Here is a 14,540-nt window from a genome sequence, read left to right on the forward strand (position 1 = left end):
TCAGCATTTTGTTGAAGACCCGTTGTCAGCCAATTATATAGTTGTTCCTTTCTGTTCATTGTTTACATAGGTGTAGTCCTAAAATTGGCTATAACTTATATATAGGAGCTATAAACATTCCGTAATAAACCCAAAGTTGCGATATTACGGGTGTTTTACCTCTCATTAATTGCGTAAATATAGCAAACTTCATAAATCATCAAACGGGCTTTTTATATTTTGTAAACTCTTGGTGCTTACATGTGTATATATTTCGGTGGTCTTGCTGCTCTTATGTCCTAAAATTTCTTGTATATATCTCAAATCGGTTCCTTGTTCTAACAAATGTGTAGCAAAACTATGCCGTCGGTTAATTGATGGGATGTTTAATAGTTTAACCAACGGGATTTTTATAAATTTAGTTGGCGAGGTGTTTGGTTGTTCAGTTTGAGAAAGGTTTTACAGATTAAAACGGTTTTGAGTTACTTGGTGGTGGCTACTTCGAGATGGCACGCGGCCTGGATGGTAAGGGCCGAATGCAATGAGGGTTAAGTTTTTTCTTTCAGAAAAAAAACTTAACGGAACCCCTGCACAGCCAGAAATTGCCGCCCAAAAAAAAAAGGAACAAAGAGCAAGGAACAAAGAAGAAAGAGAAAAAAAATGAGAAGACCAAAGCGTTGATGAGGTCGAGGTTAAGGTTGAGGTTAAGATTAAGGCCTGCCACGAAAAACAACCAATGGCTAAACAAGCGAAAGAAGGTTGAGGCCAAGCTTGAGGTCGAGGTTGAGCAAAAGAAAGACGCCTACCTATGTTGCATTTTAAAAAATATTAATACCTTTGTTTCCTCAAGCAAATGGCAACAGACATTTCGATGAATTCTTAACCTTCCCTCGTGTTGGTTATTTCATAATTCGTGTTGCAGGTTAAGGTTTCCATTTTTTTTCAATCATAACAATCATGAAATTCGATTATAATACTACGCGCAGTCATCTGATTTTGTCAGAATATGGCCGCAATGTCCAAAATATGGTGAAGTACATTTGTGGTTTGCCAACCAGAGAAGAACGCAACAAATATGCCCAGGCGGTAATAGACCTAATGGGTTTTCTACAGCCGCATTTAAGAGACGTTGCCGATTTTAAACATAAGCTTTGGGACCACCTGCACATCATCTCTAATTATCAGATCGATGTAGACAGCCCATATCCAAAACCGCTAATAGAAAATGCCTACATTAAACCAGAACCCTTAAAATATCCGCAGCAGCGCATTACCTATAAGCATTATGGCAAAACGGTAGAAAAATTGATTGAAAAGGCCATGCGCGAAGAGGATGAAAACGTAAAAAAGGAAATGGTGCAAGGCATAGCTAATTTTATGAAGATGGCTTACGTTAGTTTTAACAAAGACAACGTATCTGATGAGACCATTTTAAAAGATTTGCATGATTTATCGGGAGGTTTGTTGCGCTTAGACGATAACGTTAACCTAGCAAAAGTAGAGGTTCGCCAGACCAACCCACGCCAAAACAACAACAACAATCGTGGTAGAAGCAATGGTGGAAAAAAACATCAAAATAATAATAATAACAACAACAACCGAGGTAGAAGTAAACCAAAATATTAATAGACTATTTAAATTTGCAACCGTAAAATCGCAAGTTGTCGTGCTGAGCCTGTCGAAGCACATTTAACAAAAGGTCTTCGATAAACTTAGACTGACAGACAAATAAGAGGGTAAAACTTATCAGTTTCTAAACAATAAAAACTTATTTAGAGCTAGGCTTTTCTTCGTAGCTATAAGATGAAAATTTAATCAACAAATTCTAAAATTATGAGTGCATTTGAAATAACCGGTGCTATAAAATTAAAAGGCGAAATAACCCCTCAGGGTGCAAAAAATGAAGCGTTGCAAATTTTGGCTGCTGTTTTACTCACTGAAGAAAAAATTACCATTAGCAACATCCCGGATATTAAAGATGTGAATAAGCTGATAGAATTGCTTAGTGATTTAGGTGTTGATGTAGAAAGGTTAAGTAAGGACACTTATACGTTCGAGGCAAAAAACATAAACCTAGATCATTTCGAATCTGCCGAATTTAAAACCAAGGGCGGTGGCCTACGTGGCTCGATAATGATTGTGGGGCCGTTGTTGGCTCGATTTGGGAAAGCGGCGATACCAAAACCTGGGGGCGATAAGATTGGCCGCCGTAGGTTAGACACCCATTTTATTGGCTTCGAAAAACTGGGTGCTAAGTTTGTGTACGATAGCAAAAAGTCTTTTTTTAATGTAGATGCCAGCAATTTGCAAGGCGCCTATATTTTATTAGATGAAGCATCGGTTACGGGAACAGCCAATATTGTAATGGCTGCAGTTTTAGCGAAGGGCATTACAACAGTTTACAACGCCGCCTGCGAACCTTATTTACAACAGCTTTGCAAAATGCTGAACAGGATGGGTGCTAAAATATCGGGCATCGGTTCTAATTTGTTAACCATAGAGGGCGTAAAAAAACTTGGCGGAACCGAGCATAGAATGCTGCCCGATATGATAGAAATCGGTTCTTTTATTGGTATGGCGGCCATGACAGAATCTGAAATTACCATTAAAAATGTATGCTATGATGAGCTTGGCGTAATCCCTGAGGTGTTTAAAAAACTCGGGATCAAATTAGAGCGTCGTGGCGATGATATTTACGTGCCTTCGCAAAAACACTACGAAATTGATACTTTTATTGATGGCTCTATCCTTACCATTGCAGATTCGCCCTGGCCGGGATTTACGCCAGATTTATTAAGCATTGTGTTGGTGGTTGCCACACAGGCAAAAGGCAACGTGCTTATCCACCAAAAAATGTTCGAAAGTCGCTTGTTCTTTGTAGATAAGTTGATAGATATGGGCGCTCAGATCATTCTCTGCGATCCGCATAGGGCTACCGTTAACGGAATTGACAAGAAGTATCAATTGCGTGGCATCAGCATGACATCACCCGACATTAGGGCTGGCGTTTCCCTGCTCATTGCGGCTTTATCTGCAGAAGGTACTTCTACCATTTACAACATAGAGCAAATTGAACGCGGCTATCAAGATATTGATACGCGACTAAGAAGTTTGGGCGCGCAGATTAAAAGGATTGAAGGAGAAGCAGCGGCACATTAAGAAGGGTTAGAAGTTAGGAGAGGATTAAGGATCAAGGAATAAACAATAAAGACTGGGCATCCCGAAGTATTGATAGAGCAAATTTCCCAATTCTAAAAATGGTCTTTCATTTTTTTGGGATTTTAAATCCCTTTTTACTAGAAGTTCGACATCGCCGTACGGAAGATGTCGAACAGCGATACATAAACAACCTGCATCCTTAAATCATCTGAATCAAGATTTTCAGGATTAATAGACGAACAAGATTATGGCGTAAAAAACCCTCTAATCCTTAAATCCTCCAAATCCTGATTCAGACAAAAAAAGATACTGAAACGAGTTCAGTATGGCGGTAAGACAGATACCATCAGTAACGATAAACGATTTACCCAAAACCTAACTCCTATTTTCTATCAGGGATCAAAACTGATTTCTGACTTCCGATTTCTGATTTCCCCCTCACCCGCTTATCGCTTCTATAATATCGTACTGCGTAATGATGTCGATTTTTCCATTGGCATTTTCTACAAGCACTGCCGAGTTTTCTTTGTTGATCATCGCCGAGATCTTATCGATAGAAGTATTCAAGTCTACAAAAGGAAAAGTAGAAGTCATAATTTCGGCAACCGATGCAGATCTTAATCCCGGATTTTCAAGCAAAGCAGAGAGAATTTCTGTTTCTGCAATCTTACCCACGATCATTCCCTGCTGGGTAACGGGAATCTGAGAAATATTTAAAGATTTTATCGTATTAATGGCCTCTAAAACCGTCTGCTTAGCATCTAAAGTAACAATCTCTACGTGATCTTTCTTCGCCAAAATGGCTTTTGCGGTTAGCTTTTCATCTTTTAAGAAACCACGCTCCCGCAACCAGTCTTCGTTGTACATTTTACCCATGTACCTGCTGCCATGATCATGAAAAATAACTACCACCACATCTTCCTGCTTCAATTTATCTTTCAACTGCAACAAACCCGCTACCGCAGCGCCAGCAGAGTTACCTATAAAGATACCTTCCTTTCGGGCAATTTCTCGGGTCATTAGGGCGGCGTCTTTATCAGTCACTTTTTCAAAAAGATCAATCACTTCAAAATCTACATTCTTTGGCAAGAAATCTTCTCCAATACCTTCGGTGATGTAGGGATAGATCTCATTTTTATCTAAAATACCCGTTTCTTTGTATTTTTTAAAAACCGATCCATAGGTATCTATTCCCCACACTTTAATATTTGGATTTTTTTCTTTAAGGAATTTGCCCGCGCCAGAAATGGTTCCACCGGTACCAACTCCAACAACCAAATGCGTAATCTTTCCTTCGGTTTGTTCCCAAATCTCTGGACCAGTCTGCTCATAATGTGCTTGGCTGTTTGCAGGGTTATCATATTGGTTTGGTTTCCACGCGTTGGGCGTTTCTCTTTCTAAACGAGAAGAAACAGAATAATAAGACCGTGGATCTTCTGGCTCTACGTTGGTTGGGCAAACAATAACTTCTGCTCCAAAAGCGCGCAACGCATCTACTTTTTCTTTAGATTGTTTATCTGTTGTGGTAAAAATACATTTGTAGCCCTTAATAATGGCAGCCATGGCCAAGCCCATACCAGTGTTGCCAGAAGTACCCTCTATAATAGTGCCACCAGGTTTTAGGCTTCCGTTCTGCTCTGCAACCTCTATCATCTTTATTGCCATTCTATCTTTTATAGAATTGCCCGGATTTGTAGTTTCTATTTTAGCCAAAACTGTAGCCTCAATTCCTTTGGTGATAGAATTTAAACGCACCAAAGGTGTATTGCCGATTGTTTCTAATATGTTATTGTACCACATGTTACAAAAATAGCTAAAACAGATTACTTAAATAGGTATTAGAGGTCTAACGAAATATTATAAGGAAAATACTCCATTAACAAAACATTATTGCTTTTAGGCTTAAGAAAAAACTATCAAACAACTAAAATTCTGTAAAAAGCACTTCGTCGCCTTTGTAAATAACCGTTAAGTTAACTTATAAATTTTTCCTGGCAACGAAACAATAATTCCTTGCATCTCTAGCGTAAGCAATACAATAGCCAACTTGCTTTGCTGCGTAGTTAGTTGTATGGCAAGCTCATCTACCGCTAATTGCCCAGATTTTAAACAATCAACCACCTTTTGCTCATTAACGGTTAAATTTAAATGTAGCGCAGTTTGAATTTGCTGTTTCTTCTTCAGCACTTCGGTATCCCAACCTAAATAATAAACCAAATCGTTAACGTCGTTTATAAGTGCTGCGCGATTGGTTTTAATTAAAAAATTACAACCTTCAGAAAACACATCTGTTGTCCTACCGGGATAAGCAAACACGTCTCTGTTGTAAGAATTTGCAATATGTGCAGTAATTAACGCGCCACCTTTTATCGATGCTTCTACCACAATAGTTGCGTCGGCTATGCCAGCAATAATTCTGTTGCGTTGAGGAAAATTTTGTCTATCGGGATTGGTGAGCGTTGGGAATTCGGTGAGCAACCCACCATTTAAAACCATTTGTTGGGCCACACTTCTATGTAATTGCGGATAAAGCCGATCTAGACCATGCCCCAAAACGCCAACTGTAGGGATTTGGTTGTTTACACATTCTTTGTGCGCCGCAACATCTATTCCATAAGCTAAGCCGCTAACCACCATTACATTATATGGGGCTAGTTGTTCTGCAAGTTGTTTACAGAGATTTTTGCCATATTCTGTAGCGTTCCTTGTACCAACTATACTAATAATGCGAGGATGATTTAAATCTGCTTTGCCTTTAAAATACAACAACAGCGGCCCGTCTGCACAGTGCTTTAACCGATGAGGAAAGTTATCATCAGAAAAAAACATCGTTTCTATGCCATGCTTTTCTACAAATTTTAACTCTTCTTCTGCCCGTTGCAAAGCCCCCGTATTTTGTACAGCTTCTATTGTTTTAGCGCCAATACCTGGAATTTGTGCCAACTGTTTTTTGCTGGCCGAAAAAACATTTTCTGCGCTTCCACAATAAGCCAACAAGCTCTTGGCCGTTGCGGGTCCTACAAGCTTTATAAACGTTAAGGCAATTTTGTGGAGCGTGCTCAAGAGAAGGTTATGGGTTATGGGTTATAGGTTATGGGTTATGGGTTATAGGTTATGGGTTATAGGTTATGGGTTATAGGTTATGGGTTATGGGTTATGGTATTTAAGTTTTAGGCTTTAGACTTTAAGCTTTGAACTTTTCGCTTTAGTCTTTAGCTTTAAGCTTTCCGCTTTGAACTTTTCGCTTTAGTCTTTAGCTTTAAGCTTTTAGCTTTGAGCTTTCCGCTTTGGTCTTTCAGCTTTGGTCTTTAAGGTTTAGTCTTTACTCTACAATCCGGTTTTTATGCCTCAATAATCTATATCTATCAAACTTGCCAGCGGAATGTGTATGTTATTTTTTAGTTGAATGTACTTTTCTGTTACAGACCAAACGGTTGTGTAAACCCGCTTAGGGCCTATGGTAGTGTTAAATGTAATGTTTGCCTTGGATTTGAACTCGTTTCCCAAGCGCTGTGCATCTTCTAATTTACTCTTAAATTCATGTAGGTTAATGTTTTTTGAGTCAATTATATTTAGGTACTTAATGTGGTCTTTCTCCACCAACTCTATCGATATCATTCTTAATTTGAAATATTTACGCAAGGGTATTACAAATTTGCCTTAAATGCAAACGTCCACCCCATTTAAGTTAAAAAAAAGCCAGATGCCATGCACCAGCTTTTATAAAAAATTTGATACTACTTTTTAAATTTCGGATGCCTATCGTCTACCATGCCTTTAAAAGAGTGATCTAACTTTCCTGTAAGATCGGCCATTTTAGATCGAGACATTGGCGAAGTGCTGCTAATGCCATTGTCATTTACGTAAGAGGTAAACCGTCCGTTTTGAGAATAGTAAAGCGCTTGTGAAAGCATTCCCTCTGTTGGATCTCCAAACTCTTTGGTTACATCGTCGTTAACTATTTTATCTGGTGTAAATCCATCAAAATAATCACCTTGATCTAACTGGTTTTTAGTCTGGAATTGCGGAATATAAAGGTCGTTTTTATCAATTTGTACAGAGAAAAAACCAACTGGTTTACCATAAGTTTGTCTACCTATTAATTTAACATCTACTACGGGTTTTAAATTATTGATTAACAATTCGCTTGCAGAGGCAGTGCCGCCGGTTACAAGGAAATATACTCTAGTAATTCCCTCTAAAGTTCCTCGCTTTGTAAAAGTTTCTTTGTTGAACGAAGTTGAATAATCGAATGAATCAAAATAATTACCTATTGAACCATCTGAATTTCGGAATTGCTGATTTTTCAATATAGTGGCCTTTTTATCTTGCATGGTTTTATTGAAAAAATAAGTAAACATCACCTTTCCGTTTTGAGAAGCAGGTGCTATCAAATTGGTAAATTGTGCTGAAGTAGACACCGCACCGCCGCCATTATACCTCAAATCTACAATCAGTTCCTTCACACCATTTGAGGCAAAAGTAGCAAAAGCGGCATCTAACTGAGGAACAGAATTATCTGTAAAACTGTTAAAAACGATGTAACCTACTTTTTTTGCACCAACTGTGTAGGTATGGGTGTACAATACTGGGTTGATGTTATACGTGGCTTTATTAACAACAACATTTTGGCTTGTTCCATCAGGTTTTTTTACGGTAAGCGTAACTTTAGCCGCACTACCAAAAATTGCATCTACTACTTTTTTAATGCTAGCATCACTGGTATTTATATCTGTAAAATCGTTAATCTGGGTAATTTGATATCCGCGTTTTAAATCTTGACCAGCGGCAGGAGATGATGCGTACACATACTTTATTCTCAAATCGTTATCGCTCGCATAAAAAACAGAAAAGCCAAAATCACCTGCAACTCCACCAATTTCTGAAGCAACAGTTCCATCATCTATAAAAGAGTATTTTGGACGTGCCTCATTAGGCACATACTCATAAGACCTTCCTGTTTGGGGATTTATCGGGATTTGAGTGAGTGCATATAATAAGGCATCGTTAGACGGATACTTTCTTGGATTAAAAGAAGCAAATGAAGGCAAACTAGAATTCCAAAGGTAAATTTGCTGGGCATACAGATAAATAGAATCTTTTGTAAGTTGGTCTCTTGTTGAAGGTTGATCAACATTATTATTTTTCTTACAAGCAGTTGAGAAGGCTACAATAACCAACAAAATTCCTAGAGCGGAATTTTGTATTATTCTTTTTTTATTGGTCATATTCGGTTATAATTTCTGTTATTGAAACATACGTTAAATTTAGCGAATTAGATCGCGAATAAACTAATTTATTTTTAGAGACCGATAACGCTTCCGAAGCCAATAAATTATTATCTTCCAATAGGTTAGCCAGCACTTTGTAAATGGGCTGTTCGAGTCCATCAGCAAAAAAAATCCTAACATTCTTCTCCAGCCCAAGCCAGTTTATTTGTTTTATTTTATTCAGTTGGGTTTCTGGATCGCCGTCGGTAACCAAAAAAATAGGTATTCCTCGCTCAACTGCAAGCGATAAAAAATCGCACATCTTTTGGTATAAAAAGAGCTTTAGCGGCAACCTCGCTGTTTTATAAAGCCGATCAAAGTTAGCTTTGTACTTTTTAACAAAATCAAACTTTTGGGCCAATCTATCAAAAATAGAATTTTCATCGTCCCAATTGTCTTGCTCTTTTATAAACTCGACTATTTCACCAGCCGAATGTTCTCCGGCCATCTCCAAAAACTGCGCAAAAAGGTAGTAAATCTGTAGATCATAATCTTTTTTCGGAAACAACACGTCGTCTAGCTCAACAATAATTGCTTTTTTGTCGGTTAATAAGGAAGTAATATCCATCATTAAACCAAAAATAGCTTTAATTTCTGCGTTTCCGCTTCCACTTCAAAAACTCCACTTAAATTATTTTGTAGTTTTTGAGCAGTATTTCCTGTTGAAGAAAATAGCCACTCTCCTTTTTTAACAACTATAAACGCCGGATTTATAAAATTTGTCTCTCGCAGATAAATCTCTAATTCATCCATGGCAGGAAGTAAAACCTCAATATTGTACTCGGCAAAAAGCTGTACTGCCTTTGCCATTTGTTCAATTTCGAAATTATAGGTTGGGATAAGCACATCAATCGATTCAGAAAGGCAAAAGTTTAACAGCACGTGCGCTATACTTTGCGTATTTTTTTTTCCCAGATTTGCAAAGCAGTAACTCGCTGTTGAGATTGCTGGCATTTCATCATAGTCGCCAAAAACCACAAAACTGTGATTAAAAGCTTTTAACAGCTTAAAAACTTTGGCATTTTTTCCTCCAGTAATGAGAATATTCAAATTAGTTTTTGTTTGTTGTGTTTGCACTGATTAATTGAGAAAGAGCTAAACAATCAAACCGTCTTTCATAGACACTACCCTATCGCTGGCGGTAGCCAAATGTTCGTTATGCGTAACAATTACAAAGGTTTGGCCAAACTCATCTCGTAAGCGCCCAAACAAACTATGTAAAGCTTCTGCATTTTCCGAATCTAAATTCCCGGAAGGTTCATCGGCCAAAATAATCGAAGGATTGTTAATAAGCGACCTTGCTACCGCCACGCGCTGCTGCTCGCCACCAGAAAGCTGATTGGGTTTGTGATGGGCTCTGGCTTCGAGGCCAAACATCGTTAGCAGTTCGGTAGCCCTTGCCTCTGCCTGTTTTTTGCTTTTCTTGGCGATAAAAGCAGGAATACAGATGTTTTCTAACGCACTAAACTCTGGCAATAAATGATGAAATTGAAATACGAAACCAATGTTTTGGTTCCTAAAACTACTCAAACTTTTACCGCTTAACTTGCTCGTTATGGTATCTTTAAGAGACACCGTTCCCAAGTCTGGTTTATCTAAAGTTCCTAAAATATGCAGCAACGTGCTTTTTCCGGCACCAGATGGACCAATGATGCTTACAATTTCGCCTTTTTTTATTTCGAGGTTCACACCTTTTAATATCTGTAGTTTTCCGTACGATTTGGTAACATCGGTGGCTTTTAGCATAACGCAAAAATAGCAAAAAAGGATTTAGAATTTGATGCAAACAGAGGGTAAAAAAAATGCTTTTTAAAGAATTTATAAAACACCTTGTTTTTTCTACGGCTACTATTCTTTTGCGTTAGGGATTGAAGGAAATACATTTATCCGCCCCAACTTTTAAAGCCCTGGGGTTAAATTTTTCTATTTTGGCGTTGTCCAAAAAGATGCAGTGGGTTGAAACCCACTACTATTAATTCGTCCGCTCCGATGGAGCTGTTTAAAGATTGATTTCTGAGCTTGCAAACCGTTTGTATAATTTAAATACTTTTTATTTACGCCATGCCGCGTTAGGGATTGAAGTAGAAATCCTTTTTTGGCTTTTTCTGCCAAAAAAGATTGAAACGGAAAGCCCGCCCGCAGGGAACGCCCAAATTAAAATTAATAATTTAGTTATCTACCAACTAAACACTAGCTACTTGATACTTATTTAAAGCCCACTCACGCCCCCACTAACCACCAATTTCATGGCATCCGCAGCGCTCATTTTTAAATCTTGTACTTTATCTTTATCAACAATGCAAAGTTGCCCTGCAAAAGAATAAGAAAGCGGAAAGTAAACCGCCACTTGATCGGGCAAATTAAATTTCTCTAAATGGCTCTGCGTTAAAAAGCCAATTTTTTTTAAGCCGCCTTCTACTTCTACCAAAACTGGGTGGTTAAATTTTTTCTCTTCACCAACAAATGCTTCGGTAAGGTCTTTTATAGAAGTGTAGATAAAATTAAATAACGGTAAACGATGTTTAAGGCGCCTAAAAAAATTATACATCGGCTCGGTAACCAAATTGGTTACAAAAAAACCAGTAAGCAACACCACAGTAAGCACAGACAATAGCCCGAGGCCCGGAATATTTCTACTTGCGCCAGTAGCCGGATTTACACCCAATATATTATTTACATTGATCCAGCTATCTACCGTAGATACAGCCCAGACCAACAACATTACGCTAACGGCAATCGGCAGTACCACTAACAGGCCTTTAATCAAATAATTAAGCAACGCTTTGCCGAGTTTGTTCATACGGTAAATTTACACAAAAAAAGACTTAAAAAATTTGTTTGAGGTTTAGTGATCCAATTGTTTTATTCGTAAAAATAAACTCGTTTTACACGTTGAGATACATTTGTAAGAACCTCGTAGGTAATGGTGTTAAGTTGATCTGCTAAATCACCAATCTTCGGGTTTTCACCAAAAACAATCACCTCATCCCCGGGTTTTACATCTAGGCCGGTTACATCAAGTATGGTCATATCCATGCAAATAGAACCCAATGTAGGCACAAGTTTGTTAGCAATCATCATGTGGCCAACGCCATTTCCAAGCCCCCGATTGTACCCATCGGCAAAACCGATTTTTACCGTGGCAACCTTTCCTCCGTTTGGCATTTTTCCAATGCGGTGGTATCCAACTGTTTCACCGGGCAGCAACTCTTTTACCTGCGTAACGGTAGTTTTTAACGTCGCTACCCTTTGGAAAGCTTCCTTACAAGCACCATCGAAACCGTATAATCCTATGCCCAGCCTAACCATATCTAATTGAGCTTCTGGAAACCTGCTAATGCCCGAGGTGTTCGCCAAATGCAATATAGGTCTGTAACCAAGTTTACTAATCAAAAATTGCGATTCTCTTGTAAATTGCTCAATCTGTTGGCGACTAAATTCATCGAATACCTCTGCATCGCTAGCCACAAAATGCGAAAAAATACTTTTTACTTTTATTTTTTTAGATGATGTTAGAATTTTGCCTAACTCCTCTATTTCATCGGCATTAAAACCTAAGCGATGCATGCCTGTGTCTAATTTAATATGGATGGGAAATTGGGTTTCAGCATCTGGCAATAGATCCATAAAACTTTTTAAAATTTCGAGGCTAAATATTTCAGGCTCCAAATTTCTCTCAATCATTGCCTCTAAAGCATATTCTTCTGGGCTCATAACCATAATAGGTAAGGAAATACCAGCATCTCTTAATGCAACGCCCTCATCTGCGTAAGCCACCGCTAAATAATCTACCCCATGAAACTGGAGCAAATTTGCAATTTCGAAACTTCCACTTCCGTAAGAAAAAGCCTTAACTACCGCCATAATTTTCACTCCTGGCCTCAACATCGCTCTGTACTGTTGTAAGTTTGCCAGCATAGCATTTAAGTTAACCTCTAAAACAGTATCATGCACTTTTCTAGTAAGCACTTTACTTATTTTTTCGAACTGGTAGGTTCTTGCCCCTTTAACCAAAATGGTTTCGTTGTTAAACGAAAGCTTACGCGATTGCGCTAAAAAAGACGCTGTGTCTGGAAAAAACAGCGAGGTTGCTGGAAATAAATAACTATTCTTGGTAATATTGGGGCCAATGCCAATTAACCTTTGCACATTTCTTTTTTGAAGCAAGTTTGAGATTACGCCGTACAATTGCTCGTTGCTGTGTCCGGTTTCGGCAAAATCAGATAAAATAGCCGTTTTTTGGGTATGTTGGTTTTGTTGATTTAAAAAATCTAGTGCAATAATAAGCGATGATATGTCGGCACTGTAAGAATCGTCTATAATGGTGCAATTATTTATGCCATCTTTTAGTGCTAAACGCATAGAAATTGGGCTCAATAAAGTCAACCTCGAAACTATATCTTGCTGCTTATATCCTAGTGATAATAATGTTGCCCAACAAATTAACCCATTTTCTATATGCGCCGTGTCTATAAATGGAAACCGACAAGTGGCTTCCTCCCCTTTATAAACAGCTTTTAGAAAACAACAATTTCCATCTATTATTTTTTCAATAACTTGGAGGTCTGCTGGCTCTTTTCCGCTCCAACTAAACTGAGTCTTGCCGGGCAGCGTTACTTCTGGAAACTTTGCAGCCAAATGTTTAGGATAAATAAACACCTCTACGTCTTTAAAGAGCTTTAGCTTTTCCTCCAGCTTATCGGTTTCGCTTGCAAAGCCTTCGGCATGCGCTTGGCCAATGTTGGTTAAAATACCTATTTGAGGCTGGATAATTTCCTCCAATTGTTGCATTTCGTTTACCGTAGAAATCCCAGCTTCGAAAATACCGAGGTTATTTTCTTCACTTATCTGCCAAACTGACAAGGGTACGCCAATTTGAGAATTGTAGCTTTTTGGACTTTTAACAATGTTAAAATCTGAAGCCAACAATTGGCAAAGCCATTCTTTTACGATGGTTTTACCATTGCTCCCAGTAATCGCGATCGTTTTTAAATCGAATTGTTTGCGGTGAAATTTGGCTAGTTTTTGTAAGCTTTTAAGCACATCATTGACTACTAAAAAATTTGCGTCTGCATATTTTATTAAATACTTTCTTTCGCTAATTAAAAAATTCCTAATTCCCTTTTTGTACGCATCCTCAATAAACAAATGGCCATCTCTGTGCCCATCCAACGCTAAAAACAACGCACTTTCGGGCTGCAGAATTAATCTGGTGTCTATTAACAGTTGCGTTATTACATAGTCTTCGTTTTTTATGCTCGCTTCCGCGGATAAAATTTCGGCAATTTTATTAATTGTGTATATTGGTTTTTCCATCAACAAAAATCTAAATAGCTTCTGCGCTTTTTATCTTACGAAGTTGGGCAAATATTTATGAAAACCGATAAAAAACCAAACATATATTTAGATAAAAAACAGGCATTGGCAAAGGCAGAAAATTTCTGTGCCTATCAAGAACGCAGTCAAAATGAAGTGCGTTACAAATTGGTAGAATGGGGAATGAGAGGTGATGAGTTGGAAGAAATTTTAACAGAATTGATTTTAAACAATTTTTTAAATGAAGAGCGCTTTGCAAAAGCATATACCTCGGGCAAACTCAGAATAAACCATTGGGGCCGACAAAAGATAAAACAAGGGTTAAAGTTAAAAGGTGTTCCAGATCGGATTTTGAACAAAGCGCTGTATAGCGTTGATGAGGAAGAATATTTAGAAATTCTTAAAAAACTACTCGCAAAAAAGGAAAAGGTTAATACCGAAAAAAATCCACAGAAAAGAAAATATAAGCTCGTCTCCTACTTGCAAGGTCGAGGTTTTGAGCGGGAGTTGATTTTGGAATGTTTGGATGAGGAATAAGTTATCACCAGGTATCGTCGACGTCAGGAGACATCTCACATGTCTGGTTTAAAGTTGTCTGAATCGAGATTTGCGAGATTTTAGGATTAAGTAGATTTAGGTATCTAAATCCATTTAATCGTCCTACTGAACTCGTTTCAGTATCTTTTTATATTGTCTGAATCAGGATTTTGAGGATTAGAGGATTTTTTACGCCATAATCTTGTTCATCTATTAATCCTGAAAATCTTGATTCAGATGATTTTAGAATTTGCAGGATGTCAGGCGGCTAAAACCGTC

General features: G+C 38.1%; 13 protein-coding genes. 3 read left to right on the plus strand and 10 right to left on the minus strand.

The window, feature by feature from the left end:
- Window positions 1–189: 189 nt before the first annotated feature.
- Entirely contained in the window at window positions 190–381 is a 192-nt protein-coding gene (locus ABIB40_RS12175; RefSeq protein ID WP_502931060.1) for a tyrosine-type recombinase/integrase, read from the minus strand.
- A gap of 555 nt (window positions 382–936) precedes the next feature.
- Between ABIB40_RS12175 and ABIB40_RS12180 the strand changes: the two genes are divergently transcribed.
- Both ABIB40_RS12180 and murA read left to right on the plus strand, forming a co-directional pair.
- Window positions 937–1,605 carry a DUF4290 domain-containing protein gene (locus ABIB40_RS12180; RefSeq protein ID WP_354359423.1) on the plus strand — a complete coding sequence of 223 codons (669 nt, stop codon included), beginning with the start codon at window positions 937–939 and terminating at the stop codon, window positions 1,603–1,605.
- Between the two features lie 207 nt (window positions 1,606–1,812).
- The gene (murA, locus tag ABIB40_RS12185; protein WP_354359425.1) at window positions 1,813–3,138 is read left to right on the plus strand and encodes a UDP-N-acetylglucosamine 1-carboxyvinyltransferase; all 1,326 of its coding nucleotides are present in this window, start codon (window positions 1,813–1,815) and stop codon (window positions 3,136–3,138) included.
- A gap of 438 nt (window positions 3,139–3,576) precedes the next feature.
- On the opposite strand, the gene ABIB40_RS12190 is transcribed toward murA, so the two are convergent.
- The 9 genes from ABIB40_RS12190 to ABIB40_RS12230 form a co-directional block, all read right to left on the minus strand.
- Complete coding sequence (locus ABIB40_RS12190; RefSeq protein ID WP_354359427.1) at window positions 3,577–4,938, minus strand: pyridoxal-phosphate dependent enzyme; 1,362 nt, start codon at window positions 4,936–4,938, stop codon at window positions 3,577–3,579.
- A gap of 168 nt (window positions 4,939–5,106) precedes the next feature.
- Entirely contained in the window at window positions 5,107–6,201 is a 1,095-nt protein-coding gene (gene dprA, locus ABIB40_RS12195; protein ID WP_354359429.1) for a DNA-processing protein DprA, read from the minus strand.
- A gap of 285 nt (window positions 6,202–6,486) precedes the next feature.
- Window positions 6,487–6,756 carry a hypothetical protein gene (locus ABIB40_RS12200; protein WP_354359431.1) on the minus strand — a complete coding sequence of 90 codons (270 nt, stop codon included), beginning with the start codon at window positions 6,754–6,756 and terminating at the stop codon, window positions 6,487–6,489.
- A gap of 119 nt (window positions 6,757–6,875) precedes the next feature.
- Window positions 6,876–8,366: a S41 family peptidase gene (locus ABIB40_RS12205; RefSeq protein ID WP_354359433.1), complete on the minus strand. Its 1,491-nt coding sequence runs from the start codon at window positions 8,364–8,366 to the stop codon at window positions 6,876–6,878.
- Window positions 8,356–8,979, minus strand: a complete 624-nt coding sequence (locus ABIB40_RS12210) for an HAD family hydrolase (protein WP_354359435.1) — start codon at window positions 8,977–8,979, stop codon at window positions 8,356–8,358. The genes ABIB40_RS12205 and ABIB40_RS12210 overlap by 11 nt, the downstream gene beginning before the upstream one ends.
- The gene (locus ABIB40_RS12215) at window positions 8,979–9,458 is read right to left on the minus strand and encodes an ATP-grasp domain-containing protein (protein WP_354359437.1); all 480 of its coding nucleotides are present in this window, start codon (window positions 9,456–9,458) and stop codon (window positions 8,979–8,981) included. Before ABIB40_RS12215 ends, ABIB40_RS12210 begins: the two co-directional genes overlap by 1 nt.
- Window positions 9,459–9,503: 45 nt before the next feature.
- The gene (locus ABIB40_RS12220; protein WP_354359439.1) at window positions 9,504–10,154 is read right to left on the minus strand and encodes an ABC transporter ATP-binding protein; all 651 of its coding nucleotides are present in this window, start codon (window positions 10,152–10,154) and stop codon (window positions 9,504–9,506) included.
- 463 nt (window positions 10,155–10,617) lie between these two features.
- On the minus strand, window positions 10,618–11,208 hold the full coding sequence (locus ABIB40_RS12225; RefSeq protein WP_354359441.1) for a DUF502 domain-containing protein: 591 nt from the start codon (window positions 11,206–11,208) through the stop codon (window positions 10,618–10,620).
- A gap of 62 nt (window positions 11,209–11,270) precedes the next feature.
- Window positions 11,271–13,724 carry a bifunctional UDP-N-acetylmuramoyl-tripeptide:D-alanyl-D-alanine ligase/alanine racemase gene (locus tag ABIB40_RS12230; RefSeq protein WP_354359443.1) on the minus strand — a complete coding sequence of 818 codons (2,454 nt, stop codon included), beginning with the start codon at window positions 13,722–13,724 and terminating at the stop codon, window positions 11,271–11,273.
- Window positions 13,725–13,781: 57 nt separating this feature from the next.
- Here ABIB40_RS12230 and ABIB40_RS12235 point away from each other — a divergent pair, with 57 nt between their 5' ends.
- Window positions 13,782–14,261, plus strand: a complete 480-nt coding sequence (locus ABIB40_RS12235) for a regulatory protein RecX (protein ID WP_354359445.1) — start codon at window positions 13,782–13,784, stop codon at window positions 14,259–14,261.
- Window positions 14,262–14,540 lie beyond the last annotated feature (279 nt).

Source organism: Pedobacter sp. UYP30, assembly GCF_040547165.1.
Classification (GTDB): domain Bacteria; phylum Bacteroidota; class Bacteroidia; order Sphingobacteriales; family Sphingobacteriaceae; genus Pedobacter.

Bases quoted from the DNA above. Each gene is read 5' to 3' on its own strand.
- ABIB40_RS12180 (WP_354359423.1), top strand. From the start codon at position 937: ATGAAATTCGATTATAATACTACGCGCAGTCATCTGATTTTGTCAGAA.
- murA (WP_354359425.1), top strand. From the start codon at position 1,813: ATGAGTGCATTTGAAATAACCGGTGCTATAAAATTAAAAGGCGAAATA.
- ABIB40_RS12190 (WP_354359427.1), bottom strand. From the start codon at position 4,938: ATGTGGTACAATAACATATTAGAAACAATCGGCAATACACCTTTGGTG.
- ABIB40_RS12200 (WP_354359431.1), bottom strand. From the start codon at position 6,756: ATGATATCGATAGAGTTGGTGGAGAAAGACCACATTAAGTACCTAAAT.
- ABIB40_RS12205 (WP_354359433.1), bottom strand. From the start codon at position 8,366: ATGACCAATAAAAAAAGAATAATACAAAATTCCGCTCTAGGAATTTTG.
- ABIB40_RS12210 (WP_354359435.1), bottom strand. From the start codon at position 8,979: ATGATGGATATTACTTCCTTATTAACCGACAAAAAAGCAATTATTGTT.
- ABIB40_RS12220 (WP_354359439.1), bottom strand. From the start codon at position 10,154: ATGCTAAAAGCCACCGATGTTACCAAATCGTACGGAAAACTACAGATA.
- ABIB40_RS12225 (WP_354359441.1), bottom strand. From the start codon at position 11,208: ATGAACAAACTCGGCAAAGCGTTGCTTAATTATTTGATTAAAGGCCTG.
- ABIB40_RS12230 (WP_354359443.1), bottom strand. From the start codon at position 13,724: ATGGAAAAACCAATATACACAATTAATAAAATTGCCGAAATTTTATCC.
- ABIB40_RS12235 (WP_354359445.1), top strand. From the start codon at position 13,782: ATGAAAACCGATAAAAAACCAAACATATATTTAGATAAAAAACAGGCA.